A 24,785-nucleotide genomic window follows, 5' to 3' on the forward strand; every position below is an offset into this window, starting at 1 on the left:
TAACCAGCAGCCTACGCTGGAAAAAACTGTAATGAGAAAGATACCATTGCGAGTACCGACCAGGTAAAACCTATAAAAATCGGCATAACGTACACCGGATATGGTTAAACGATGCTCTAAACTACCTCGCAATGACGCGTATGGAGGGGCACAAAAAAGCCCGCTATTCACATAACGGGCTTCCAAATATTTTACGATCAATAAACTTAGTGAGCGTGATGACCATCCGGACCATGCGCGTGGCCGTGTGATAATTCTTCTGGCGTAGCCGGGCGTACGTTCAGGATGCTACCTTTAAAGTGCAGTTCCTGGCCGGCCATAGGGTGGTTAAGATCAACAATTACCGCGTCTTCGGCTATTGATACTACCTGGGCCTGGAAACGGTTGCCATTGTTATCCTGTAAAGGCAAAATAGTACCAACTTCAGGTAATTCTGCACCCTGGAACATTTCTTTAGGCAGGTTGGCTACGGCTTCCTCATCATATTCGCCATAAGCATCGCCTGCAGTTAAACGGAATTCATAAGTATCACCTGTTGAAAGGCTGCTTAAGTTTTCTTCAAATTTGGGCAGCATCTGGCCGGCACCAAACAAAAAGGTTAAAGGTTGTTCTTGTGTGGCACTTTCTGTTAAAGTTTCGGTACCATCCTGGTCAACATACAAATCGTAAGTTAATGACACTACGTGCTGTGGTTCAATCTTCATTGTTACTGTTTTTATAAATAAGCAATCAGGCCTGCATTTGTTTTAGTGCGTCGGCCGTGTTATTAGCAGGTAATCCGCAGGTTTTATCTATACAAACAAATATTTGTGTTGATTTACCAAACTTATCCTGTAACAAAGGTAAACTTCCTTTTGTACCTCCCAATATAATTTTATTGGGTATGTAATTATTTTCAAGTTCCTTTCTTACAGTTTCGGCTTCGGGCCCCGTTACGGCAACTTCATAAATACCATACACTTCATCAAGCAATAACATGGTCCAGTTTGAATAAGCTGTACCATACTTTGCCAACTGCTGCATAATGTTGCGTAACAGCTGTGCCGAAACCGCTGCATAGCTTTCGTTATCAAAAAGCAGGCCCAATTTTTTAAGGGTACGCGCCATTACCGAATTACTGGCCGGCGTAACCCCATCCATAATTTCCGATTTTCGGGCTATCAGCTGCTCATCATCATCGGCAGTATAAAAGAAAATGCCGTTGTTTTCATCGTAATAATGGGCCACAGCGGTATCTGTAAGCGCTTTTGCCTGCTGCAACCAATCTTCATTGAAGGTAACTTCGTATAAAGCGATGAAGCCATCTATGACATTGGCATAGTCATCCAAAAACGCTATCGGGGTGCCATCAATTACCGGGCTGCCGCAAACCCGCGAGAGCCTGCCATTTTGACCTATAAGGTTATCCATGATAAAATCAGCATTCTTCAAAGCAAGTTCCAGGTACTTCGGTTTATCAAAAGCCCGGTAAGCTTCGCACAGGCCTTTTAACATTAAGCCATTCCATGATGCCAGTATCTTGTTATCCAAACCCGGCCTGATGCGGTGGCGGCGGGCTTCGAACACCCTCTTGCGGGATGCTTTTACTTGGGTGAGCAAATCATCCACCCCTAAGCCCAGCTTTTCGGCCAGCTGCGCGTCCGTTTCTTTTCTGAAGAGCACGTTGGAGTGTTCTTCTTCCCAGTTGCCGTCTTGGTTAATATGGTAATAAATGCAAAACAGGTCGGCATCGTCGCCTAAAATGGTTTCAATTTCGGTTTTAGTAAAAATATAGAATTTACCCTCTACCCCCTCGCTATCGGCATCAAGCGCCGAGTAAAAACCCATATCCGGCGATGCCAATTCAGCCGCTGTGAAATGAATAATTTCATCAACCACTGTTTTATACAATTCATCGGGCTGCCAGGTGTAGGCTTCGGAGTACAGGGTTATGAGCTGGGCATTGTCATAAAGCATTTTTTCAAAATGCGGCACGTGCCAGCGGCCATCAACCGAGTAGCGGGCAAAGCCGCCACCTACATGATCGTAGATACCGCCGAAAGCCATTTTATGCAAGGTTAATTTTACTTGTTTGGCAATTTCGTCGTCGTTGGTCAAATGCGCATATCGCATCAGCAATTGCCAGTTATTGGGCATCGGGAATTTGGGCGCATTGCCTGTACCCCCCTCCTGCCTGTCGAAATAGCGCTTCCAGTTATCGCCGATAACTTTCAGGTCGTCCTTTGTATAATCCGGCTGATCGGCTACAAATTGGATCGATTCATATTTTTGGATGCCGTCTGTCAGGCGAACGGCGTACTCCTCTGCTTCCTCCGGTTTTTGTTTATAAAAATCGGCCAGGTTAAATAGCAGCGATGTCCAGTCATTTTTACGGAAGTAGGTACCACCATAAATTGGCCGCTGATCGGGCAGGCAAATACAGTTTAACGGCCAGCCGCCACGGCCGCTCATGAGTTGCACGGCGCTCATGTAAATCTGGTCAACATCGGGCCGCTCTTCCCTATCAACCTTAATACAAACAAAATACTCGTTCATTACCGCGGCCACGGCTGCATCCTCAAAGCTTTCGTGCTCCATTACGTGGCACCAGTGGCAGGCCGAGTAGCCAATGCTTACCAATATCAGTTTATTCTCGGCTTTGGCCTTATCCAGGGCTTCTTTACCCCAGGGGTACCAGTTTACAGGATTATTGGCGTGCTGCAACAGATATGGAGAGGTGGAATTTGCAAGTTTATTCATAGCAGATGGTATTGCGTTATCAATGCAATGTGCGAATATAATTGTACCTGTAGGTTAAAGCAGGATTGGTGGAGAAAGTTTTACGTAAGGATGCTAAATTGAAACTACTTTATTAAACTTTGTCCAAAAGTTCCGCTAAAGTAATATCGGAAACAGGAAATTTCTCTTTGGTCGTTAACCGTGCCTTCTCTATCACATCTATAAAATTATCGGCATAATTTTTATTCATATATCCACCCCCGTAATTACATATCCATTTACTGTTATCAGCGAATTTAAGGGCACCTACAATTTTAAACCGCTTATCAAGCGTATCAAAAAACACAAACCGGGTATCCTTTTCATAAATAATACCCATAACATTTCCACGATAAATAGCTGTTTTCCATTCGCTGCTTAATGCATCAAGGCCATACAATCGACTTCCCTTAAATGTCTGCAAGTCGGGCATCTCACACGTCTCGAAGTCAAGAAAGCAAAACATTATTTCCCCCTTATTCCTGAAGTGTTCGGCCTCCTTAAGGTAAATGCCAATGTAATTACCCGCGCTATTTTTGCAAGCCAAACAAGCTCCGGGCACATAAATAGACGAAAACTCGCGGGGCTGTTTTTTTATTAATCGGGCTTGGGTTTTTTCTACCGATATTTTGCTTAAGAACTTATCTAAATTTTTTTGCCTGTCCTTTAAAAACTGTTCGCTTGCATCAAGTTCGCGGCAGGCCTTCAAATCCTCACCTGTTTCAATGATATCTTTTACAACTGCGTAAATTTCCGAAGTTAGCACCTTACACTCCCAACACCCCAAAGCAAGCCCAAGCCAGACATTGGTTTTATCATAAATGATATTTTCGGCCTGTTCATCTAAAACGATCTCGGCAATTTCATCTACTTTTTCTCCCCAATTATAAAGATCGATAAACCTTTCATAAACCTCACAGGCGGTATCGTTTCCTAAAATCGTAGCACTCCAGGCTCCCATATATTATCTTCCAATTTATATTTAATCAAAACTAACCCAGTCCCATTTCTCCGTATTTCTTAAATCAAAAAGCAAGGTGTATAATTGGCTAAGGCCAAAGCTGCCGATCATCCCGTAATCATTTATGGTTTTGATTGTGCCATCTGTAAATTCTACCTTGATAAATGCCGTTTGATCATCAGTCCAGTTTACGCTATAGGAGTTTTTCAGCTTTTTTATATCGATGTAATTGATCAAAGATTTTATTTCGGCCAGTCTGTCCAATGATACTCTTCCCTTATAATTCCCATTTTTAGGGTTATTCCATATTGCATTATATACAGCGTTGCCATTGGCAGCCATATTAAGTTTAAATACGGGGCAAGTACCCAAGCATGCCGATGCATTTATATAAACCGACTTTATTTTATAATTTGCAGGCTTAGGGTTAAATTCGATAAAATCACCGTATAAAAAATTCAAGGTATCTATCCTTGGTGTCGCTGTCAAATTACCGCCATCATTGAATATCAATCTTTTTGAATAAAAACGAAGCATCTGCTTATGATCGACTAAAATCGGCTTTGCCATCTGGCAATTATCACCATATCCTTGCGACAAACGATGCAGATTCAGCACGCCATGTCCCTTATCAATTATGACGTATACATATGCCCATTCGCCATTTTTTACAGTTACCAGTAAATCGGTTAAATTATCCATATTAAAATCAATCTTCTCCCATGTTTTAATATCCCATTGGCGGGCTACATCACCACATTTCAGGGTAAGTATTAATTTATCAGTCGGCAAAACTTCGATATATGGTTTTCCATGGCTTAAAAAATTAGTATCAAGTTTTACCAACAAATTTAAGACGTCGCTATCGGTTTTCAGATCGTCGATAGCGTTAGCCGCAACAATTTGAGCGGGCAACAAAAAAAGTAAAATCAATAGCAGATATTTTATTGGCTTAGGTTGACGCATCAAGATTAGTAGTTATTAAATATTACTATAAAGGTATAAATAATCGTTGCTGAAATTACTTTGTTCAGATTACCGAAAAGAACAAAGCATGAATAAAATATGAATATCCCCACATTTATAGCTTCTTTAAACCAGCCTGTTACCAACTTCACAATTTAATTCCCTTTATTTGCGGTTTTTATTATTGACTGACAAAAATGCGCTATTTAAAACTGATCAACATTTTATGTGCTGTTGGCCTGTTTGCATCGGCAAACCCGGCATCGGCACAAACCGACTCTGTTAAGTATAATCACCAGGAATCATTTGGCCCCATTACCTGGCCGGTTACCGGGCAGGGCACCCGCTCAAATGCCGGCAAACCATCGCCAACTTATTGGCAAAACCGCGCCGACTACCAGATTAAAGCCGCCCTTAACGAAGGCAAAGACACCACGATTACCGGCGAAGTTACCATCACCTATACCAACAACAGCCCCGACCAACTGGATTACCTTTGGCTGCAACTTGACCAAAACTTATTTAAACCCGATTCGCGTGGCGCGGCCGTAACCCCCTACACCGGCGACCGCTTTGATGTGCGTGGCTTTAGTCGCGGCGGTTACCACATAGGCTCGGTTGAGGTTACCTACAAAGGCGAAACCTATAAAGTTACCCCGGTTGTAACCGATGCCCGTATGCAACTGCGCCTTAACGCCCCAATGGATGGCAAAGGCGAAAAGATAAGCGTAAAAATCAATTACGATTTTGCTATACCATTTTATGGTGCCGACCGCATGGGCCGCAAAAAGTTTAAACAGGGTTACGTTTACGAAATTGCCCAATGGTACCCGCGCATGTGCGTTTATGACGATGTAGAAGGCTGGAACACCCTGCCCTACATGGGCCTTGGCGAGTTTTACTGCGAGTACGGCGATTTTGATTACTACATAACCGCCCCTGCCAATATGGTAGTTGTAGGATCGGGCGATTTGCAAAACCCCGAAGAAGTATTATCGCCAGCGCAGCTGAGCCGCATGGCCGAAGCTAAAAGCAGCGACAAAACCGTTATGCTGATTAAACAGAGCGAAGTTGGCAAATCGTCAACCCGTCCGTTTAAGGGAAGCCTTACCTGGCACTATAAAATGCAGAACAGCCGCGATGTTGCCTTTGGCGCATCGGATGCTTTTATCTGGGATGCTGCGAGGGTTAATTTCCCATCGGGCCGTAAGGGTATTGCTATGTCGGCCTATCCTGTTGAGAGCGCCGGCGTTGATAGCTGGGGCCGGTCGACCGAGTACCTGAAAAACAGCATGGAGATTTACTCAAAAGCTTATTTTGAATACCCATGGAACTCGGCTGTGAACGTATCTGGCGTTGCCCTTGGCATGGAGTACCCCGGTGCTATATTTTGCCTTGGTGGTCTTAAAAAAGGACAGCTATGGGGAGATGTTACCCATGAGATTGGACACAACTGGTTCCCGATGATTGTTGGCTCAAACGAGCGCAAATACATGTGGATGGATGAAGGCTTCAACACTTTTATTAATGAATATGCCTCGCAACAATTTAACAAAGGCGAGTATAACGATACCAGCAAACAGGCGCAGCGCATTTTAGGCCAGTACCGCAACAGTAAAGACCCATTGATGACCGCACCCGAGGCCATTGGCCTTAACGACTATGGCCAGTACTATGTTAAAACCGCTTTGGGTATGGATATTTTGCGCAACGTGGTTTTAGGCCCCGAGCGCTTCGACTATGCATTTCACGAGTACATTAAAAACTGGGCATTTAAACACCCGTTGCCTTATGATTTATTCCGCGCGATGAACGATGCCAGCGGCGAAGACCTGAACTGGTTTTGGAAAGGCTGGTTTACCACCACCTGGAAAATTGACCAAGCCATTACCGGCGTTAAATATATTGACGATAACGCTGCAAATGGCGCCCTGATCACCATCACCAATAACGAAAAAATGGCCATGCCTGTCGACCTGAAAATTACACAGGCCAATGGCAAGGTTGAAACCCTGCACCTGCCGGTAAACGTTTGGCAGCGCGGCGGCGTATGGACGTTTAAATATCCATCAACATCAAAAATTAAATCGATGGTGATTGACCCGGAACACGAGCTACCCGATGTTGATTTGAAAAACAACGTGTATTACGGGGAATAAGTTTAATTATCGAATTACTGAATTATTGATTTAGTGATTTGTAAGAATTTTGAATGGCGATGGCTGGTTTAGCTCATCGCCATTTTATATATGTATGGCACCAAATACACCATGACCGAAGCGAACTGACTTGTTTTAATTAAAAATTGCAACAAAATTAATTCAATGTCGTATTAGAATACATTCAGAACATTAATGTTGTTTAATAGTTTATCGGCCAATGGGTATTATTGATTCAGGTGTCAGCATTCTTGTCATTGATGACGAAGAATTGGATTGTGTTATCGTGAAAGCGTTGATAAAAAAGTACTTGATGAGCCCCAAAATTGACTCTTGCCAAAACGGCAAGAGTGCAATAGACCATCTCAGCAAAATCAATGACAGCAACCCAGAGCAGCTTCCAGATTATATTTTTTTGGATCTGGCTATGCCGGTAATGGACGGATGGGAATTTTTGACCGAATTTGACAAGTTAAAAATCGATTCGCTAAAGAAAAGCAAGATCTATATACTCACCTCTTCAGTAAGCATCGACGATTTAACCAGGTCGAAACAAAGCCCTCTTGTAACCGATTTTATAAATAAGCCCTTAAATTTTGAAAAAATAAAAAACATTTTTGCCGATTTCTGAATTTAAAACCTCTAAAAACCAACAGTTTCGTAATATACCAGGAACCATTTGCCATTTATTTTTTTGAATTGACTTTTTTGAATAACAGTTGGATCAACGGGCGTTGTTATTCTTTCGTTGGCTTCATCATCTGATTTTGTGGTTTCAATACGCGACAGGCTTTTATCCAACATTAAATTTAGTTCCCATTGCCCTTTTTGCAGGTAATCGGGTTTTACATTCTGCTCGTTATCTGTCTCCTTGTAAACTTTTGGTAACGGAAATTTTATCCGGCTTAACTGAAAAGCGCTATCCGTATAAAACTTATTGCGAAAATCGTCAAAGGTTTCCCCGGAGTCAACAACCTTACCTGGCGCATTAACCGCAGACACTTTAACCCTGGATGAAAAGTTACAGGAGGACAAAACCGCAAGCGTTATAACGATAAATATAATTCTCACTATGACAGCTATAAATTAATCAATAGGCTTAATCTGCACTTTTGTCCCATCCGGTAAATCTTTAATTTGTTCATGAATTATACCTGTTAATGTAAAATGAACACTGATATCAGTAGGATCTATATTATCTACCGAATATTCGCCGCCAATGATAGGAAATTCTTTGAAGCTATAAACTTCATTTTTGCCCAAATACTTATTTGCAGCTAATAACTTGCTAACCAGCGATGGCAAAAACCAGTTATCAATATTGTCTTCATCCGCCAACATTTGCTCAAACCCGGCTTTGCCATCTGCTATTTTAGTCAACGAACCGTCATCGGTAGACAGCCAATATACGTGACCGTTATTAGCTAATAAAAACATATCGCCCATTTTTGAGATCAGCAATATTTGTTTAAGATCGGGTATTAACCAAAGCCAGCTGTTTACAAGGTCGCTTTGGCTAATGTGAGATATATTTACGGTGAGGTCATCTAAATGCAAGATCATTTAATACCCAATTCTTTATCACTTGAATCATTCATTCGATATATTTCATCAACTGGTGCTGAAATATTAAGCAGGCTATTAAGGTATGCTCGTTCCTGTTCAAAAGTCATATCTTTAATTTCACTGCTAATTTGCTGACGAATTTTACGCAAGTCCTGCACTACACCTTCGGTTGTGTTATTAAAAGTCTGAGTTGTCATAATTGATAATTTCTTTTGGTGTTCTGATTTCTATCATCGCATGTCCAAGTTGATAATTTATACCATTATAGCCGCGAATCTTATCAAGGTTAACAATATGTTTAAAATTCCAACTTATAAGAACATCGGCCTTAGCAAGCGTTGCCATAGCAATATGTTGACAATCGGCACGACTGGTTTGCCCTACTACTTTAGCCTTAATATATTGATCAGCAAGATCGGCGGCATCTTCCGTTAATTTAATTTTTTCAATTTGTTGAATCGGAACCGTGTTAAGAAAACTTTTCACCTGCAAGGGTGCCCTTAACAATTCAACTTCCAATAAATCCGAGACAAGAATGATAAACTGCCCGCTGGAAACCGCATCAAAAAAAGGAATTGTATTCTCTGAAAATTCCTTATCAAACAAGCCGCCTACTACTGAAGTATCGATATAAACCCGCCTTATCATTTGAGTAAATATAATAAATATCTTTCAAGCAATATCCGCATAACGTGATTTAACTTAAACAGCAAAATCGTTTCTATTTATATCAAACTTAACGGTGTATCTATCAACTAAAATCTCATTTATATCATTTAACTGTGATCTTACAAATGCTTCTACAATTTCTAAAACTTGTCTATTGCTTAATTCATCATCCGGGTAATAGATAATTTCGTCAATGTCGTCAAATATCTCACCACTGCCAGAACCTACATCGGTAATTAAATACAATCCGTTTTCAATCTTGTTTTTTATCATTCCATGATAATGAGTCACCGGCTGTGCGGTGGTCGAAAATACAATGCCATAGTCGTCTTCATTGGGTAAACGCTCTAATACCATTATTGTAAGTGATACAGAAAACAATCCTTTTTGCCGGTTAAAATCTTTAAGGCAGTCACATCTTAATTTTCCGGGCGCTTGTCCAACTATCCGTTTGCCTATCTCAGTATAACGATTATAAATTGAAGTTAATAAATTTTCACTGTCCATAACATCTTTACTTCGCCCCCATCGCCAAATAACCCGCCAATGCATTAATCCTGCCAGACACTACCCCTATCTGCTGTTTCACCTCGTCCCAATTACGTTGTTCAATTGCTTCGCGGATACCAGGGATGGTTTTAACACCGTAACCTGTATAAAAACCTGGCGCATAAATGGTGTGTTTGTACCAGCCGCGGCGCGGCAGGCCTTCGGCGGCAAGCAATTGCTGCTCGGCCTGGTACAGGAGTTTGTTTAGTTTATCGTGGTCACCATCTTTTAGGGCGGCGGCGTTCCAGTAGATGGCAAGTTTATCGGCGCTTTTCTTTAGCGAATCCAACGAGGCGGTTAATGGTTTAAAATCAATTGGGGGTACCGTATCTTTGGCAACGGGCGCTTTATATAGGCGGGTTGGATCGGCTGCCAGTGTATAGTTATTGGCTTTTATCAGTTGGTTATCAATTTTGGTGGCTTCGCGGGTGTCATCGGCCAGCTTGGTAAGTTCGGTAGCATATTTAGCAATGGTGGCCTGAAGGCTCCTGAAATCAAAGGGCAATACTTCCGCATCGGCCATGCGCAATACCGAGTGACCCGCAGTTTGGGCCAGGGCAACGCCGTAAGCAAAGTCCGGATCTTTAAAACGTTTGTAATCATCAAACGAATCATAAATAGAATGATATTCGCCGCCGCCGTCTTCGCCGCCAAAACCAAAATCAAGCGTAGCGATACCTAAATGCTGCAGGAACGAAGAAAAATCAGATCCTGAACCCAGCGCCTCCAGCTTTTCGCCTTTGCGTTCCAATATTTCTTTCTTGTCGCCGGTTGATTTGGCATTAACCAGTTGCATTGCCTTTTTCCTGTCGAACACGCTTACCTTAGTCTGCGGGTCGGTTATGCCATTCGTTATCTCGTCAATAAAGCTTTCCAGCGCCTGCGAACCGCCAGCACCTAAAAAGCCGCGGCCATTACTATCCGAGTTGATGTATACCACCGTTTTTTGCTGCAATTCTTTGTCGTGCGCCTCGGCATATTCGGTTGATCCTAACAGTCCCGGTTCTTCTCCGTCCCATGAGCAATATATAATGCTGCGCTTGGGTTTCCAGCCGGTTTTTAGCAGGTCGCCAAGAGCTTTGGTTTCTTCAATCATGGCTGCCTGGCCGCTTATGGGGTCGTTAGCGCCGTTTACCCAGGCATCATGGTGGTTACCACGCATCACCCACTCATCCGGGTAGGTTGATCCTTTTATTTTGGCAATTACATCATAAGCGGGCACCATGTCCCAGTTAAACTCCATTTTAAGGTGTACAACCGCGGCACCACCGCCTATGTGATAAGTTATAGGCAACGAACCTGCCCACCCGCCGGGTGCAACAGGGCCATCAAGCGCGGCCAATAAAGGCTGGGCGTCATGATAGCTTATAGGCAGCACCGGTATTTTTAATATCGTGGTTGCATCTTTTCTATCCAGGCGTTTGGCATCTTTTGTTGCGCCAACGCCGGGCGTAAGCGGATCACCAGGGTAAATCACCATATCCATTACCGAGCCGCGCTGCACGCCAAATTCATTCTTGTACGCCCCTTTGGGGTATACATCGCCGGCAGAATAGCCGTCATCAGCAGGATCAGAGTAAATAATGCATCCTATGGCACCGTGCTCATAGGCTACTTTGGGCTTTATGCCACGCCACGAGCGGCCGTATTTAGCAATTACTATTTTACCTTTAACATCAATGCCCATAGCAGCCAGCTTAATATAATCGTCGGGCAAACCATAATTTACAAATACCAATGGGCCGCTCACATCGCCATCGGCACTCCAGGCGTTGTAAGTTGGCAGCTGATTGGGCTGGCCCGATGTAGCATCTTCAGGCACGGCCTGCTCTTTTAACACCGCTGTATAAGTTGTTGGCGCGGTAAGCTCAAGCACCCGCGTTTTAGGCGTTGGGAAAAGTACGGTGTAGGTTTCTATGTGCGCATCCAACCCATAGCTTTTGTACATGGCCAATATCTTTTCGGCCACAGCCTTACTGCCCGGCGAACCGATGTTATGCGGAAATGCAGAAAGTGTTTTAATGGTTTCGCCAATGCGTTGCGGACTTAAACCTGCATCAAACGTTTTTTCGGTTTCCAGTTGTTTTACCGACGATGCCGGTGTAAAGCCAATTAATGTTTTTTGCTGCGCGAAACTTGCCGACGACAGCGCCAATAAGCCAAGGGTAAGGGTTTTCTTCATGACAGTGTATATGGTGATCCGTGAAGATAATAAAATTTGTTCATGGTTCATGGTTCATGGTTCATGGTTCATGGTTCATGGTTCATGGTTCATGGTTCATGGTTCATGGCGGGCAAATGGATTTTCGGCCGAATATCTCCTATCTACCTGGCAATCCCACCAGAAAAGACCAATGAACTAATGAACAAGTGAACCAATGAACGATTTGGGCGTTCCCTTCGGGCGGGCTTTCCGCTGCAAGTCCTCGCAGGCCATCGCACCCTACCCCCTCGCTCCGGGCTTTCCGCTGCAATCCCTAACGCTTTTTTGTCTGAACCGCGATTCATCGGATTAGAGGATTACCGGGATTTTTTTTGATTGTCTCGGTTGATAACGATGTTTACTAATCCGATATGACCGCATGCAAATCAAATCCGAAAAATCTGCTTAATCCGAGTTCAGACAAACTACCGGCATCTCTAAATAAATCAAAATTATTTATCCACGCTTTTCTTCCCTGCCATTTTCTTTATCTCATCCCCAAAAACAGCACCGCCCAGCACCAGCACCAGCAACACAGAGCCAGCCAAGGAAATATCCTCCCCAACATAATACGATGCCGGATGAAACACAAACTCCACCTTATGTTCACCTGCCGGGATCTGCGCGGCCCTGAGCAGGTAATCGGCACGGAAATATGGCTTCTCTATCCCATCTATCAGCAACTTCCAGCCTTTATCGTAGTATATTTCGGAGAAAACAGCTATCCCACCTGCTTTCGAGGCTGATTTATACACCATATGGTCGGGATTATAGCTTACCAGTTTGATAACGGAAGTAGTATCGCCTGCCTGTAAATCGCCGGCAACGCTTTGATAGCTTTTATCAGCCACAGCCTCGTTTTTTGGCGAAAAGCTGCTAAGTGCCTTCATTTCTGCGTCGGCACCGTCCACATATTTTATGCTTTTTATAAACCAGGCATTACCGCAAGCATCGGGGTTGGGTAATACCGTTTGCCCTTGTTTGGATGAATCGGGCACGATGACGTATTTGGCATTCAGCATGTTCAGTACAGCCGGGTTTGCTCCCCGGGTAAATTGATTATCTATCAGTTCGTCATATCGCTTCATTCGCGCAGCGGAGTATCCACCTAAAGTTTTGTGGAAAAACGGGTTCTGTACATCTTGTTTTATAGCTGCGGTGGCGTCGTATACCCTAAAATCAGGATCCGTATCTTTAGCTATCTCCAGATCAACAGGCCTTTGCGGAACTGCCGACTCCTGTTTGTCGGTAAAATTGGTATCCTTTAAATAGCGCTTATCTACCTGCCAAAGATCAACTAATACTACGGCAAATAGCAACATAGAAACTGTTGTGAGGCTTAGTTTTTGTTTTATAAGCGCCCAAACAATACCAAAAGTAATCAGCACAAATACCAGCGAACGAATCGCATCGGCACGCTCAAGACTGGCCCGGTCTTTAACTACTGCATTGGCAAAAGCATTGGCCATTGCTGCGTCACCCTTTAACGCTTGTGTTAAACTGGCAACGCCGCTTAGCTGGTCGCTCGGCCTGAAACTCAGCAGTAATTCGGGCACCAGGATCAATATCAGCACCAGCCCACCGGTTATATACAAGGCAAGCAATAGTTTTTTAACCAACAACTTTTTATCGGCAGCAACAATAACCTCCTGTATGGCCAGAAAGGCCAGCACAGGGAAGCAAAGCCCGGCCACAGCCAAAATAGATTCAACCGCGCGGAACTTATTGTATAGCGGAAAGTACTTTAAAAACACATCGGATAAATATGGCCAGTTGCCCCCAAATGACAGTAGCATAGTTAATACCACTGTACCCTGCAGCCACCATTTTAAGCGGCTTTTAACAATGATAAGACCAAATACAAAAAGCAGGCAAATACTCGCACCAAAATAATACGGACCGCTGGTGCCGGGCCGCTTTTCGCCCCAATAAAGTGACAAACCGGGAAACGAAGAAATTTGCTGGGCGTAATTTAAAGCCTGCTCTGGCTGCTCGCCTTTATCTGTAAATACTTTAACGGTTTCTGAATTTTGATCAATCAGTTCCGGGCCCGATGCACCACCCGATGCATTCGGCACCAAAAAGGTAATGCACTCGGCTACGCCCTGGCTGTATTGATAAATATAATCCTTAGCCAGGCCATTTTGCGGTTCTTTGGTACTGGTGGTTAAATTTGATTTACCACGGTAGCTATCCTTGCCGTATTCATAAGTACTCCACAGGGTTGATGCATTTACCGCGAAGGCCAACAGTGATGCGGCCAACAAATAGCCTAATGATTTGAGGAAAGATGTTGTAGTTTTATTTTTAATAGCGTGATAAAGCTCGATACCCACCAAAATCAAAATGGCCAGCATTAAATAATAGGTCATTTGCAGGTGGTTCACCTTAATTTCGACAGACAGGAATAAAGCCAGCAAAGATGTGCCCAACAAATACCGCCCCCGTAATGCCAGCATAATACTGGCTATTATAGGCGCGAAAAAAGCGATGGCAAAAGCCTGGTTAGTATGACCGGCCGCCAGCAATATCATATTATAGCTGGTAAACGTAAAGGCCACTGCACCGGCAGCCGCCAGCCAGGGGCTAAGCTTTAACACATTGAATAAAAAGTAGGTACCAAACAAAAATACCAGCACCATGCCAACCGGGTTGGGTACGGCGTAACCTATCACTGCTATAATATGTGTGGCAATATTGGCTTTATAAGGTGCCCAGATCTGGTATGCGGGCATGCCGCCGAATATCTGGTTCGTCCACAAAATGGTGGTATCGCGGGCGCGGTAATCCATGATCTCCTTTTGGGTTGATTGCGCTCCCAGCACATCCCCCTGCCCCAGCGTTTTTCCCTGAAATGCAGGCGAAAAATATAAAAAGCACAATACTAAAAAAACACCCGCAACAGCAAAATGTATCCCGTTACGCTTTAGCCAATCCATCATAAGCAGTAATAATTATATATTTTTTAAAAATACAATTATTATTGGGCATTGGGCATTGGGCATTGGGCATTGGGCATTGGGCATTGGGCATTGGGCATTGGGCATTGGGCATTGGGCATTGGGCATTGGGCATTGGGCATTGGGCATTGGGCATTGGGCATTTAGGGCCAAGTTTGATTGGCTGACGATTGTTTTAAAAATCTCAAATAAATCCGACTAATGACCAATGACAAGCGCAGCGACAATGACTAATGACAAGTGCAGCGACAATGACTAATGACAAGCGAAGCGTCAATGACCAATGACAAACAGGTTATGGAGTAATTTTATAACCCTCCTTAATAACAGCTTCATTTACGGCTTTTACCCTATTTAACTCCATCTTTTCAACCGCGCGATCGTAGGTTAACATGCCATTTACTTCATGTTCAACATCGGTGGTTTGGGTATAGATGGCAACACTTAAACCCTTGTATTTCATCAACTGTTCTACCTCATCCAGTAAAAACACATACCTATCGGTAAGGCGTGCCTTTGTTGGCTCATAATCATAGGCATTATTTTCTACCGGCCACATATGGTTACGAACAAACAGACCAACGCCACCAAATTCGCCCAAAGATGCCGCGCGATGGTCGTCGGGCACCGAGGCATCGTATGGACCTACATAGATATGGGTATCTACATAATCGCCATTGCCGGGGTCGCCGTAAGCTTTTTGATACGAGGGGTTATTATTAAAGCCCGAATTGCCATTAACCAGCCGGGATGGGTCGTACTGCTTAACCCAGTTGGTTATATTTTTAACATCAAACGCGCCCCAGTTTTCATTAAACGGCACCCAGGTAATAATGGACGGAGAATTATAATGATCGTCCATAATCGCTTTCAATTCCTTCCGGAATTCCTTGCGTGTTTTAAGGGTATCTTCATTTTGATACCAGATGGCTGGCATATCCTGCCAAACAAACAAGCCCATTTTATCGGCCCAGTAATAAAAACGTTGCGGCTCGGTTTTCATGTGCTTGCGGATAAGGTTGAAACCTGCATTTTTGGTAAAACTGATATCAAATTTAAGCGCCTCATCTGTAGGTGCCGTCAAAATACCGTCGGGCCAATAACCCTGATCGAGCAAGCCAAGTTGCATAATAAACTTACCGTTTACTAAAGGACGGATAACGCCATTAATCTTACCCAATTTAATATCGCGCATCCCGAAGTAGCTTTTAACTTCGTCGGCAACGCTGCCATCGGCATTTTTTAGGCTGATCTTCAGGTCATACAGAAAAGGATCGTCGGGCGACCACAGTTTAGGCGCTTTAATGGGCAGGTAAAAGTAAGTATCACCGGCTGATTCTGCTTGCGAAACTACTTTGCCGCCATCAAGCGCCACAGCAGTTAATTTTCCGCTACCCTGTGTATTTACCTGCACTTTTAGCCGGTTATTTGCCAGGTCGGGCAGTAAACGGATGTTATCAATGTAGGTTTTGTTAACCGGCTCCAGCCAAACGGTTTGCCAAATGCCCGAGCAGAAGGTGTAATCGCCACGCGGCCCGCTTTTTCCTGATGGCACACGGCCATCGTTTAAATCATACGCCGCTACAACCACAGTATTGTTGCCCGTTGTTAAAAAGGGTGTAATATTAAAGCTGAAAGCATCGTAGCTACCGGCGTGTACTCCCGCTTTGTGCCCGTTTATAAATAAGGTGGTATGGTGGGCTACTGCATCAAAATGAATGATCACCTGTTTATTTTTCCAGCCGGCAGGCACCTCAAAACTACGGCGGTACCACATATTAATTTCCTGCTTACGCTGAATGCCAGACAGTACGGATTCCGGGCAGTAAGGAACACGAATTTTATTTACTTTGGCTGCAAAGGATAATGGCTTTTCGGGAGCAAGCGCATCCTGTACATTTTTCCCGCCCTGGTAATCCCAATTGCCGTTCAGGCACATCCAGTCGCCGCGCTGCAACTGCGGCCTTGGATATTCGGGAAATGGAACAGGGGCATCCATAGCCATTTTTGTCCAGGCTGTGGGTAATAAAGCCTCCTGGGCAAATAAAACAGAACAACAAATAAAGGTAAAAAGCAAGGATAGCAATAGCCGTTTACTTTGGTTTTTCGTCATGGTTGATAGGTTTACTTTGATGTTAAGCCAAACTTAAAACAATTTATTCGATTAGCTGTCCCGATCTGTTCGGCGTTTTCTTAGGCATACCAAAATAAAAAAGGCCGGCGAAATTATCCACCGGCCATACCATACATTAACCCAATCGGTCTTCCTTACTTTTCAATTTGTTTGGAAAGATCTTTCAAATCTCCGGGCTTTAAATTCCATGTTGCGCCGGTAAACCTAAGATAGATTTGCTCGCCGGTTTGGGAGTTAATTACGCTAACCATTTTACAGCCCCCTGTTAAAACCGATAAAAGATAAAACGTTGGTGCTTTGTCGTCGAGGATTTTTTTATCCAATTCCTCATTGCTAATAAGTTTGTATTTAAATGTAACATCTTTAAATAGCTTTAAGGTATCTAAGCTATGCCCGTCGCGTGTGAATATTCCCCCGTCACGATAGTCATCTGCATTAATATAAATAGTTTGATTTTTTAGTTTTGCTACCTGATCTTTATTAGTCTGCTCATGGGTTAGGCTAATTTTTTTGTCGGCTGTTATTGCCGCCGAAATTATTTGCAGGTAGCTTTTTAAAAAACCAGGGCTCCAGTTGAAAATATGTTTGTTGCCATTAAAATCAAACGGAAAGGACTGTCCCATATCCGTGTCTACATAAACTTCTCCTATTAAAGTTCTATCTATACCAAGTTGTATTTGAGCTAACCAATCTTCATCATGAGCTCTAAATTTCCTGCCTTGTTTGGTTGCCCTGTCTTTAGGGGTAAAAAGATTAAGTGTAAATATTACCACCGTGCTATGCCCCGCATCTATCTTATACGGCTCAAGTATAAAGTAGGTATCGTTCGCTATCACGTTTTCATTCAAATCCTGTTTTTTTAAAAAGCTTACACTTTTAGTGATAGTCCAGTTCTTTTTAAATACGTCTAAAAATTCTGCAGCCCTTGGAAATGAGGTGTCGTTAACAAGTACGTGGGTATTACCGTTTTTAATACGGTCGAGGATGCCCCTGCTATAAAAAGTTTCGAGTTGTGCTTTGGCCGGGTGCGAAAAGCAAATGAGTAATAAAAGGCTAAATAATAGTGGCCTGGCGCAATTAAATGTCATAAAGTTAAAAGTCTTTTTGCCGCGAAAGTAGCGATCGCACGCTGCATCTGCAATATTGTTCCCGACTTAAAATGTTATTATAACACAACAGCCGGCAAAATGATCCGCCGGCTGTTGTGTTCTTTATTTTTCCAAAAGTCATCCGGTTCTAAAAACCGCTCAACTCGGCAAAGTACTTATGGAACAACGGGATAGTTTCAATCCCTTTATAGTAGTTAAAAATATCGTATTTCTCGTTGGGTGAGTGCAAGGCATCGCTATCCAAACCAAAGCCCATCAACACTGTTTTAAGGCCAAGCTCGGCTTCAAACAGGGCTACAATAGGAATACTGCCGCCGCCGCGTGTAGGTATAGGTTCTTTGCCAAATGACTCAGCGATGGCTTTTTGAGCGGCTTTGTAGGCAATGCTATCGGTTGGCGTTACCGCAGGCTCGCCGCCATGGTGGGGCGTTATTTTTACTTTAACGTTGGTCGGGGCTATGCTCAGGAAATGTTTGGTAAATAGTTCGGTAATCTGCTCAAATGTTTGGTTAGGTACCAGGCGCATGGATATTTTGGCGTGCGCCTTTGATGGCAATACCGTTTTGGCACCCTCGCCAATGTAGCCACCCCAAATACCGTTAACCTCTAAAGTTGGGCGTGTACCGGTGCGTTCAAATGTTGAGTAACCTTTTTCGCCCCAAAGTTCAACAACATCAAGATCTTTCTTGTACTCGGCCTCATCATAAGGTGCGTTATTAAGGGCAGTACGCTCGGCCGGGGTAAGATCAATTACCTCGTCGTAAAAACCGGGGATAGCGATATGGTTATTTTCATCATGCATAGCGGCAATCATTTTACTTAAAATAGTAATAGGATTGGCCACTGCGCCACCATAAACGCCGGAGTGCAAATCGCGGTTAGGGCCGGTAACTTCCACCTCTACGTAGGATAAGCCGCGCAGGCCGGTCTCTAATGACGGATGCTCCATGCTGATCATCGACGTATCCGATATCAGCACCACATCGGCTTTCAGTTTTTCTTTATTGGCCTTAACAAATATGGATAGGTTTGATGAGCCAACTTCCTCCTCGCCCTCAATCATAAACTTAATATTGCAGGGCAGGGTATCTGTTTGCATCATCAGTTCAAATGCTTTAACGTGCATGTAAAACTGGCCTTTATCATCACAGGCACCACGGGCATAAATTTTACCATCGCGCACGGTGGGCTCAAACGGAGGCGTGTGCCATAGCTCGATAGGATCGGCTGGTTGTACATCATAATGCCCGTAAACCAATACGGTTGGCTTAGCGGCATCAATCATCTTTTCGCCGTAAACAATCGGATAACCTGCGGTTTGGCATACTTCTACATTATCGGCACCGGCATCGCGCAGCTTTTGGGCTACATGGTCGGCAGTATTTAAAACATCAGTTTTATATTTTGGATCGGCACTAACCGAAGGGAAACGCAAAAGGGCAAATAATTCGTCGAGTAAACGTTGCCTGTGCTCATCAACATATTGCTTTATGTGCTGCATGGTATTTAATTTGGCGCAAATATATTGATGTTTATTGATTTGGGCGAACGATGCACCGGCGGCGGCAAGGAAAGTTTGAGGAGTGGCCGGGGTAAGTATTTAGCAAGCTATATTCCGCAAACTATAATAATATGACTATCGCCCCTCCTATTAAACACAAATTCCCCGAAACGTCCAGGGAATACAAAAGTGCTTTCAATAAAATATACCAGATGCATTAAAAAAGGTTGAAGAACACATCAACCTGCATCGGTTAAAGTAAATTTAATCGGCGGTCGCCAAGTCGGCTTTAGGGCCATGTCCAGCCTTGGCTGTGAACGATGCGGCTTCGGTTTTTGTTGTAACAGGCGCCGATTTGGTTTCCTTTGTACTTAATGAGTAGGCTGTGATGCCTGATGTTAATATGATGGCTATCGCGATGATAATCTTTTTCATGATGTTGAGTGTTGGATGTTTATAAAAAACGGTTTACAAAGCAATCGATTAGGCAGCAAAATCAGCATTACCCAAGTCTCTTTTTGGACCACCTGTGAAAGCAAAGTCTGCATTACCTAAATCCCTTTTTGGACCACCTGTGAAATCTGCATTACCTAAGTCTCTTTTTGGACCACCTGTGAAAGCAAAATCTGCATTACCTAAATCCCTTTTTGGACCACCTGTAAAATCTGCATTGCCTAAGTCTCTTTTTGGACCACCTGTGAAAGCAAAATCTGCATTACCTAAATCCCTTTTTGGACCACCTGTAAAATCTGCATTGCCTAAGTCTCTTTTTGGACCACCTGTGAAAGCAAAATCTGCATTACCTAAATCCCTTTTTGGACCACCTGTAAAATCTGCATTGCCTAAGTCTCTTTTTGGACCACCTGTGAAATCTGCGTTACCCAAGTCTCTTTTTGGACCGCCAGTGAAAGCGAAGTCAGCATTGCCTAAATCCCTTTTAGGGCCGCCGGTGAAATCTGCGTTACCCAAGTCTCTTTTTGGACCGCCAGTGAAAGCGAAGTCAGCATTGCCTAAATCCCTTTTAGGGCCGCCGGTGAAATCTGCATTGCCTAAATCCCTTTTCGGACCACCTGTGAAATCTGCATTGCCTAAGTCTCTTTTTGGACCGCCGGTGAAAGCAAAGTCGGCATTGCCTAAATCCCTTTTCGGACCACCTGTGAAATCTGCATTGCCTAAGTCTCTTTTTGGACCGCCGGTGAAAGCAAAGTCGGCATTGCCTAAATCCCTTTTCGGACCACCGGTGAAATCTGCATTACCTAAGTCTCTTTTAGGGCCGCCGGTGAAAGCAAAGTCAGCATTACCTAAATCTCTTTTCGGACCACCTGTGAAATCTGCATTACCCAAGTCTCTTTTTGGGCCGCCGGTGAAAGCTGTTTGGTTAGATAAGATTTCTGTTTTTTTATCTGCGTTTACAAATGATGTAAGAATAGTGCTTAGTGCTAATGCTGCTATGATTGATTGCTTTTTCATGATTTTATTTGAAGGATGGGGTATAATATTTTGTTTGTTAATAAATGTTATTGCTGTACGTAATTAGTCGGCCTGACCTAAGTCTTTTCTGAAACCAGAGGTTGACGGCGCAAGAGCTACGGCTTCTGGCGTTGCAGATTTTTTAACAGTAGTTTGTGATGATAAAATGCCGGTTGCTGCGGTTAAGCTTACGATGGTTATGATGATAAACTTTTTCATGTTGTTTTTAATTTTTTGAGTTTTTTAAATGTTTTTATTGATCATTTGAAATTTAGTCGGCACTGCCAAGATCCCGGCGTGCGCTGTTTTCGAAGGAGTGCAGCGAAGCTGTTTCATGGGTTATTGTTTCTCTTTTACAAGAAAAGATGCCTCCGGTGAACAAAATTGCCAGGGTAATAGTGATAAATTTTTTCATGATCGTTATATTTTTGTGTACTTGTAATAATCTAATTCCGAATGCCTGTTTTACTGTCCTGATAATCAATCGGCATTTGCCAGATCTTTTTTAAAGCCCGAATCCACTTTTATGAAACCGGCGGCCTGTGGTTGCTCCGCTTTTTTTTGCGACATCAAAACAGCTGATGATAAAACTCCTGTGCTTGCTACAAGCAATGTTAAGAGTGCCATTTTTTTCATATTTATAAATATTTTATATTAAAATTCTATTATTTTAAGTATTAATTAATACTACAGATCCAACAATTTGTAAAGGCTTTTTTTGATAGCCTGTAAAAAAGCTTTAGCTATATTTTATTCTCTTTTGTTCGGCAACATTTTACAATACTTTTAAAAAGCCTTGCATTTTTGCCATTGTTTTTACATATTTTATAAAATAAATTATTAAATTTAAACACGATAACCTACGGTTATCAATAAAGCAACTTTATACTTTATCAATTATATTTAAGCAACAGGTAGCGTATTAATAGCCATATAACGTTTTTCAATATTTTTCACTGTCCAAAAGCAGCATGAAGCACAATTTTTATGCTCAAAAATACTATTAAATGCGCATTACAATACAAATTAATCAACTGTATATCAATCAATTAACAAGGCAAATATAGATATGTTTTTTAATTTTCAAGAAAAATCCATAAAATAATTATCAACATCTTTTTCTTAAGGATTGCTAATATATTTCAGCATAATTTATAACTTTCACTTTCAATACATCGTAACAGCCCTTTAATGAAAAGAACCATCGTATTTCTTTTACTTTTTTTTACCGCATTTGCCTTATACGCAAAGGATCTTGATGGGGATGCAAAGGCGGATACCACTGAAATTATCCGCATAAATAAACAAGCGCTGGCCAATCGCTTAACCGATCCGGAGCAAACAGTTATTGATGCTTCAAAGGCAATGGACCTGGCCCGTAAATTAAATTACAACAATGGTATAGCCGAGGCATACCGCGTTTTGGGCCTGGCCAATTATTACCTTGACCAACCCGAAAAATCATTCGAAAATTATTTAAGCGCCGTTACTTTTTTTTCCAAAGCCGGTAACCTGGGCGGCGAAGCCAAGGTGTACAATAACATGGGCAACCTTTACCGCGATCATGATGCTAACAAATCGCTCGATTATTTTTTTAAATCCCTGGCCATTGCCAACAAAATAAACAACGTAGATTTAATTGCTTCATTAAACCTCAATTTAGGTAACGTTTATACCCGCAAAAACAGCTATAGCCAGGCACTAAAATATTATAACAACAGCCAGTCAATTTTCAAGTCGCTAAAAGACTCGGTAAACCTGGTACAATGCGCTCAGAATATTGGCGTAGTTTACTTTAAACTCGGCCAATTTGATAAGGCGTTGGCCATGCTGCTGGAGGCCAACGCAAACGCCAAACGGCAGGATTTGAACGAATCAATTGCCAGTATCGATTTAACATTGGCATCGTTGTACATGAACCAGAAAAAATTTGATGAAGCCGAAAAGATAGTTAACGAAGGAATAAACTATACCAGGCTGGTAAAAGACCCTAAACTGGAGTACGATTACAAACATACAAGTTATGAGCTGGAGTATAACCGTAAAGATTACGCCAAGGCCATGTTTTACCTGCGCGAAATTTATAAAGTTGATAGCGCCACTTTTAAAACCAATACATCGGTACAAATGAAACTGATTGAGGCCACCCGAAAGCAGGAGGAACAAGTAAAGGAGAACGAACGTATTGCCGAACGACAAGCATACGACCGTACCAAATTTTGGGCCGTAACCATTGTTGCCGGCCTTTTACTGGTTGTTATTGGGCTACTGTTTGGTAACGTAAAACGGAAAGCCAAAACAAATGCCCAACTTACCCTGCTTAACGGTGAAGTATCCCGGCAGAAGGATAACCTTGACCGCATAAACCACCACCTTGAAGAGATCATTGACGAGCGCACGAAAGACCTCCAGATAAAAAACCGAAAGCTATCCGAACATTCATCTTACCTATCTCACCAAATCCGCGGCCCCATAGCAACTTTACGTGGATTGATCAACCTGGAAAGAGAAGGGCTTGTTGACGAAAAGGAATGTATAACCATGATGGACAAATGTGTATCGGAAATTGATGAAAAGATCATCGAAATGAGCGATATGCTGCATGGACCGGCAAGGACCTGATAAGTCAAAATTAAAAATTCAAAAGTCAAAATTAAATCCGGGGCCGGTAAATTGTAGCCTGCTAAAAACGGGATCTACCTTCGTAGCCGCATGATAAAGCTATGCTGAGGCAGCTTCAAATTGTACCCTCCCCATCCTCCAATAAGAAAACGGCTGCGTTAATTAAAATTAAAAGCCATTGGCAGCGTACTGTGTATCTGGGCTTCAAAAAGCCCCAGGTAAATGCAGTACCAGGATATCATTTGCAGTATAAGCAACTGGCGGTGCCTTTTGTAGCCCTGCGTTTCAAACGCAATGGTATCATTGCCGGCAGTAACAAAAAACCTTACTTCGCCCTTGCTGGGTTTAAAGGTTGACCTTAGCATATCAAATGCTTTAACTTTTAGCTTGCTATTCGGATCATGAATGGTGCCGTCTTTTAAAGCTTCGTTTTTTGAAATGGATATCAGGTAGTTGGACATATCAGTATACTGTTTTCAGGGTAAAAAACATGCCACAATTTTTACTCCAAAAAACAAAATAACAAAGCGGTATAAACCTTTTATGTTTATACCGCCTATAAATTTTACAAAAGTTTCCTTTTATTAAATATTATTAATCCATATTCAATATCAAAAAACTCGTTATAAGTAAAGTGTAGCAATTACTATATGATAAACCCGAATGTGTTAGGTTTACAGCACAACTATTAAATTATACGGCTATAGCGCTTTTATTACGTAGTTCCTCATAAAGCAAAATTACCTTACGTTGCAGGTTGGCAATTTCTGCTTCACGATCAACAAGTTTTTTCTGGGCAACGCTCAGGTTTGATGGAGTCAGGTCAATTTCTTCGGCATCAAGCGCAAGCAGGTTCACTACATTCAGCTCAAATATGTTTGCAATTTGTTCAAGGCGCGATAAGTTGATATCCGTGACGCCTGTTTCAATTTTTGAAAACGCTGGGATAGAAATACCTAACCGGTTTGCCACGTCTTCCTGGCTCCAGCCGTGCTGGTGGCGTAGGGTACGAATGTTTTTTCCGACAAACTTATTTGTCTTCTTTTTTGTGATCTCGCTCATTTTGGGGTATCAATAATAAATTAAGTATTAATAACACACCCAAACGTTATGCCATTGTTAATTTACCTTAAAATATCCCTCAATTCAACACAATCGA

At 42.6% G+C, this 24,785-nt stretch carries 24 protein-coding genes; 3 read left to right on the top strand and 21 right to left on the bottom strand.

Annotation, left to right across the window (positions count from 1 at the left end):
* Positions 1 to 206 precede the first annotated feature (206 nt).
* The 4 genes from AC1RM2_RS31025 to AC1RM2_RS31040 all read right to left on the bottom strand — a co-directional run bounded on the left by AC1RM2_RS31025 (position 207) and on the right by AC1RM2_RS31040 (position 4,684).
* Positions 207 to 704, bottom strand: a complete 498-nt coding sequence (locus tag AC1RM2_RS31025; protein WP_274212623.1) for an FKBP-type peptidyl-prolyl cis-trans isomerase — start codon at positions 702 to 704, stop codon at positions 207 to 209.
* Between the two features lie 25 nt (positions 705 to 729).
* Positions 730 to 2,739: a thioredoxin domain-containing protein gene (locus tag AC1RM2_RS31030; RefSeq protein WP_492989002.1), complete on the bottom strand. Its 2,010-nt coding sequence runs from the start codon at positions 2,737 to 2,739 to the stop codon at positions 730 to 732.
* 112 nt (positions 2,740 to 2,851) lie between these two features.
* A complete protein-coding gene (locus tag AC1RM2_RS31035; protein ID WP_492989003.1) occupies positions 2,852 to 3,718 on the bottom strand; it encodes a hypothetical protein in 867 nt (288 codons plus the stop codon).
* Positions 3,719 to 3,739: 21 nt separating this feature from the next.
* Entirely contained in the window at positions 3,740 to 4,684 is a 945-nt protein-coding gene (locus AC1RM2_RS31040) for a DUF6438 domain-containing protein (protein ID WP_492989004.1), read from the bottom strand.
* A 197-nt stretch (positions 4,685 to 4,881) separates the two neighbouring features.
* On the opposite strand from AC1RM2_RS31040, the gene AC1RM2_RS31045 reads away from it, so the two are divergent.
* Complete coding sequence (locus AC1RM2_RS31045; protein ID WP_492989005.1) at positions 4,882 to 6,843, top strand: M1 family metallopeptidase; 1,962 nt, start codon at positions 4,882 to 4,884, stop codon at positions 6,841 to 6,843.
* 220 nt (positions 6,844 to 7,063) lie between these two features.
* Positions 7,064 to 7,474, top strand: a complete 411-nt coding sequence (locus AC1RM2_RS31050) for a response regulator (protein WP_492989006.1) — start codon at positions 7,064 to 7,066, stop codon at positions 7,472 to 7,474.
* Between the two features lie 11 nt (positions 7,475 to 7,485).
* Here the strand turns inward: AC1RM2_RS31050 and AC1RM2_RS31055 are convergent, their stop codons facing one another.
* From AC1RM2_RS31055 to AC1RM2_RS31125, 15 genes are all read right to left on the bottom strand, one after another.
* The gene (locus tag AC1RM2_RS31055) at positions 7,486 to 7,914 is read right to left on the bottom strand and encodes a DUF4348 domain-containing protein (RefSeq protein ID WP_492989007.1); all 429 of its coding nucleotides are present in this window, start codon (positions 7,912 to 7,914) and stop codon (positions 7,486 to 7,488) included.
* A 15-nt stretch (positions 7,915 to 7,929) separates the two neighbouring features.
* On the bottom strand, positions 7,930 to 8,406 hold the full coding sequence (locus AC1RM2_RS31060; RefSeq protein WP_492989008.1) for a T6SS immunity protein Tdi1 domain-containing protein: 477 nt from the start codon (positions 8,404 to 8,406) through the stop codon (positions 7,930 to 7,932).
* Positions 8,403 to 8,606, bottom strand: a complete 204-nt coding sequence (locus tag AC1RM2_RS31065; protein WP_492989009.1) for a hypothetical protein — start codon at positions 8,604 to 8,606, stop codon at positions 8,403 to 8,405. Before AC1RM2_RS31065 ends, AC1RM2_RS31060 begins: the two co-directional genes overlap by 4 nt.
* On the bottom strand, positions 8,587 to 9,057 hold the full coding sequence (locus AC1RM2_RS31070) for a PIN domain-containing protein (RefSeq protein ID WP_492989010.1): 471 nt from the start codon (positions 9,055 to 9,057) through the stop codon (positions 8,587 to 8,589). The genes AC1RM2_RS31065 and AC1RM2_RS31070 overlap by 20 nt, the downstream gene beginning before the upstream one ends.
* A 54-nt stretch (positions 9,058 to 9,111) precedes the next feature.
* A complete protein-coding gene (locus AC1RM2_RS31075; protein WP_492989011.1) occupies positions 9,112 to 9,585 on the bottom strand; it encodes a hypothetical protein in 474 nt (157 codons plus the stop codon).
* Between the two features lie 7 nt (positions 9,586 to 9,592).
* Positions 9,593 to 11,809 (bottom strand): transferrin receptor-like dimerization domain-containing protein, encoded by a 2,217-nt coding sequence (locus AC1RM2_RS31080; protein WP_492989012.1) that lies wholly within the window; start codon positions 11,807 to 11,809, stop codon positions 9,593 to 9,595.
* Positions 11,810 to 12,282: 473 nt separating this feature from the next.
* Positions 12,283 to 14,772, bottom strand: a complete 2,490-nt coding sequence (locus AC1RM2_RS31085) for a hypothetical protein (RefSeq protein ID WP_492989013.1) — start codon at positions 14,770 to 14,772, stop codon at positions 12,283 to 12,285.
* A 313-nt stretch (positions 14,773 to 15,085) separates the two neighbouring features.
* Positions 15,086 to 16,903, bottom strand: a complete 1,818-nt coding sequence (locus AC1RM2_RS31090) for a glycoside hydrolase family 2 protein (RefSeq protein WP_492989014.1) — start codon at positions 16,901 to 16,903, stop codon at positions 15,086 to 15,088.
* A 155-nt stretch (positions 16,904 to 17,058) separates the two neighbouring features.
* Positions 17,059 to 18,012 carry a hypothetical protein gene (locus AC1RM2_RS31095; RefSeq protein ID WP_492989015.1) on the bottom strand — a complete coding sequence of 318 codons (954 nt, stop codon included), beginning with the start codon at positions 18,010 to 18,012 and terminating at the stop codon, positions 17,059 to 17,061.
* A 148-nt stretch (positions 18,013 to 18,160) separates the two neighbouring features.
* The gene (locus AC1RM2_RS31100; protein WP_492989016.1) at positions 18,161 to 19,534 is read right to left on the bottom strand and encodes a dipeptidase; all 1,374 of its coding nucleotides are present in this window, start codon (positions 19,532 to 19,534) and stop codon (positions 18,161 to 18,163) included.
* Between the two features lie 264 nt (positions 19,535 to 19,798).
* Positions 19,799 to 19,969: a hypothetical protein gene (locus tag AC1RM2_RS31105; protein ID WP_477368632.1), complete on the bottom strand. Its 171-nt coding sequence runs from the start codon at positions 19,967 to 19,969 to the stop codon at positions 19,799 to 19,801.
* 48 nt (positions 19,970 to 20,017) lie between these two features.
* On the bottom strand, positions 20,018 to 21,004 hold the full coding sequence (locus AC1RM2_RS31110; RefSeq protein WP_492989017.1) for a hypothetical protein: 987 nt from the start codon (positions 21,002 to 21,004) through the stop codon (positions 20,018 to 20,020).
* A 63-nt stretch (positions 21,005 to 21,067) separates the two neighbouring features.
* Entirely contained in the window at positions 21,068 to 21,223 is a 156-nt protein-coding gene (locus tag AC1RM2_RS31115; protein WP_477386940.1) for a hypothetical protein, read from the bottom strand.
* Positions 21,224 to 21,275: 52 nt separating this feature from the next.
* Positions 21,276 to 21,419, bottom strand: coding sequence for a hypothetical protein (locus AC1RM2_RS31120; protein WP_492989018.1), 144 nt, complete (start codon positions 21,417 to 21,419; stop codon positions 21,276 to 21,278).
* 65 nt (positions 21,420 to 21,484) lie between these two features.
* Positions 21,485 to 21,631: a hypothetical protein gene (locus tag AC1RM2_RS31125; RefSeq protein ID WP_492989019.1), complete on the bottom strand. Its 147-nt coding sequence runs from the start codon at positions 21,629 to 21,631 to the stop codon at positions 21,485 to 21,487.
* 564 nt (positions 21,632 to 22,195) lie between these two features.
* Between AC1RM2_RS31125 and AC1RM2_RS31130 the strand changes: the two genes are divergently transcribed.
* Positions 22,196 to 23,626, top strand: coding sequence for a tetratricopeptide repeat protein (locus AC1RM2_RS31130; RefSeq protein WP_492989020.1), 1,431 nt, complete (start codon positions 22,196 to 22,198; stop codon positions 23,624 to 23,626).
* 158 nt (positions 23,627 to 23,784) lie between these two features.
* Here AC1RM2_RS31130 and AC1RM2_RS31135 read toward each other — a convergent pair whose 3' ends face one another.
* Positions 23,785 to 24,087, bottom strand: coding sequence for a hypothetical protein (locus AC1RM2_RS31135; protein ID WP_147052186.1), 303 nt, complete (start codon positions 24,085 to 24,087; stop codon positions 23,785 to 23,787).
* A gap of 232 nt (positions 24,088 to 24,319) precedes the next feature.
* Complete coding sequence (locus AC1RM2_RS31140) at positions 24,320 to 24,688, bottom strand: helix-turn-helix domain-containing protein (RefSeq protein WP_492989021.1); 369 nt, start codon at positions 24,686 to 24,688, stop codon at positions 24,320 to 24,322.
* Positions 24,689 to 24,785 lie beyond the last annotated feature (97 nt).

This window comes from Mucilaginibacter sp. GW822-FHT03E02 (assembly GCF_058801545.1).

Bases quoted from the DNA above. Each gene is read 5' to 3' on its own strand.
- AC1RM2_RS31105 (WP_477368632.1), bottom strand. From the start codon at position 19,969: ATGAAAAAGATTATCATCGCGATAGCCATCATATTAACATCAGGCATC.
- AC1RM2_RS31025 (WP_274212623.1), bottom strand. From the start codon at position 704: ATGAAGATTGAACCACAGCACGTAGTGTCATTAACTTACGATTTGTAT.
- AC1RM2_RS31050 (WP_492989006.1), top strand. From the start codon at position 7,064: ATGGGTATTATTGATTCAGGTGTCAGCATTCTTGTCATTGATGACGAA.
- AC1RM2_RS31115 (WP_477386940.1), bottom strand. From the start codon at position 21,223: ATGAAAAAGTTTATCATCATAACCATCGTAAGCTTAACCGCAGCAACC.
- AC1RM2_RS31140 (WP_492989021.1), bottom strand. From the start codon at position 24,688: ATGAGCGAGATCACAAAAAAGAAGACAAATAAGTTTGTCGGAAAAAAC.
- AC1RM2_RS31030 (WP_492989002.1), bottom strand. From the start codon at position 2,739: ATGAATAAACTTGCAAATTCCACCTCTCCATATCTGTTGCAGCACGCC.
- AC1RM2_RS31085 (WP_492989013.1), bottom strand. From the start codon at position 14,772: ATGATGGATTGGCTAAAGCGTAACGGGATACATTTTGCTGTTGCGGGT.
- AC1RM2_RS31090 (WP_492989014.1), bottom strand. From the start codon at position 16,903: ATGACGAAAAACCAAAGTAAACGGCTATTGCTATCCTTGCTTTTTACC.
- AC1RM2_RS31130 (WP_492989020.1), top strand. From the start codon at position 22,196: ATGAAAAGAACCATCGTATTTCTTTTACTTTTTTTTACCGCATTTGCC.
- AC1RM2_RS31125 (WP_492989019.1), bottom strand. From the start codon at position 21,631: ATGGCACTCTTAACATTGCTTGTAGCAAGCACAGGAGTTTTATCATCA.
- AC1RM2_RS31100 (WP_492989016.1), bottom strand. From the start codon at position 19,534: ATGCAGCACATAAAGCAATATGTTGATGAGCACAGGCAACGTTTACTC.
- AC1RM2_RS31060 (WP_492989008.1), bottom strand. From the start codon at position 8,406: ATGATCTTGCATTTAGATGACCTCACCGTAAATATATCTCACATTAGC.
- AC1RM2_RS31035 (WP_492989003.1), bottom strand. From the start codon at position 3,718: ATGGGAGCCTGGAGTGCTACGATTTTAGGAAACGATACCGCCTGTGAG.
- AC1RM2_RS31065 (WP_492989009.1), bottom strand. From the start codon at position 8,606: ATGACAACTCAGACTTTTAATAACACAACCGAAGGTGTAGTGCAGGAC.
- AC1RM2_RS31075 (WP_492989011.1), bottom strand. From the start codon at position 9,585: ATGGACAGTGAAAATTTATTAACTTCAATTTATAATCGTTATACTGAG.
- AC1RM2_RS31080 (WP_492989012.1), bottom strand. From the start codon at position 11,809: ATGAAGAAAACCCTTACCCTTGGCTTATTGGCGCTGTCGTCGGCAAGT.
- AC1RM2_RS31040 (WP_492989004.1), bottom strand. From the start codon at position 4,684: ATGCGTCAACCTAAGCCAATAAAATATCTGCTATTGATTTTACTTTTT.
- AC1RM2_RS31110 (WP_492989017.1), bottom strand. From the start codon at position 21,004: ATGAAAAAGCAATCAATCATAGCAGCATTAGCACTAAGCACTATTCTT.
- AC1RM2_RS31120 (WP_492989018.1), bottom strand. From the start codon at position 21,419: ATGAAAAAATTTATCACTATTACCCTGGCAATTTTGTTCACCGGAGGC.
- AC1RM2_RS31095 (WP_492989015.1), bottom strand. From the start codon at position 18,012: ATGACATTTAATTGCGCCAGGCCACTATTATTTAGCCTTTTATTACTC.
- AC1RM2_RS31135 (WP_147052186.1), bottom strand. From the start codon at position 24,087: ATGTCCAACTACCTGATATCCATTTCAAAAAACGAAGCTTTAAAAGAC.
- AC1RM2_RS31045 (WP_492989005.1), top strand. From the start codon at position 4,882: ATGCGCTATTTAAAACTGATCAACATTTTATGTGCTGTTGGCCTGTTT.
- AC1RM2_RS31070 (WP_492989010.1), bottom strand. From the start codon at position 9,057: ATGATAAGGCGGGTTTATATCGATACTTCAGTAGTAGGCGGCTTGTTT.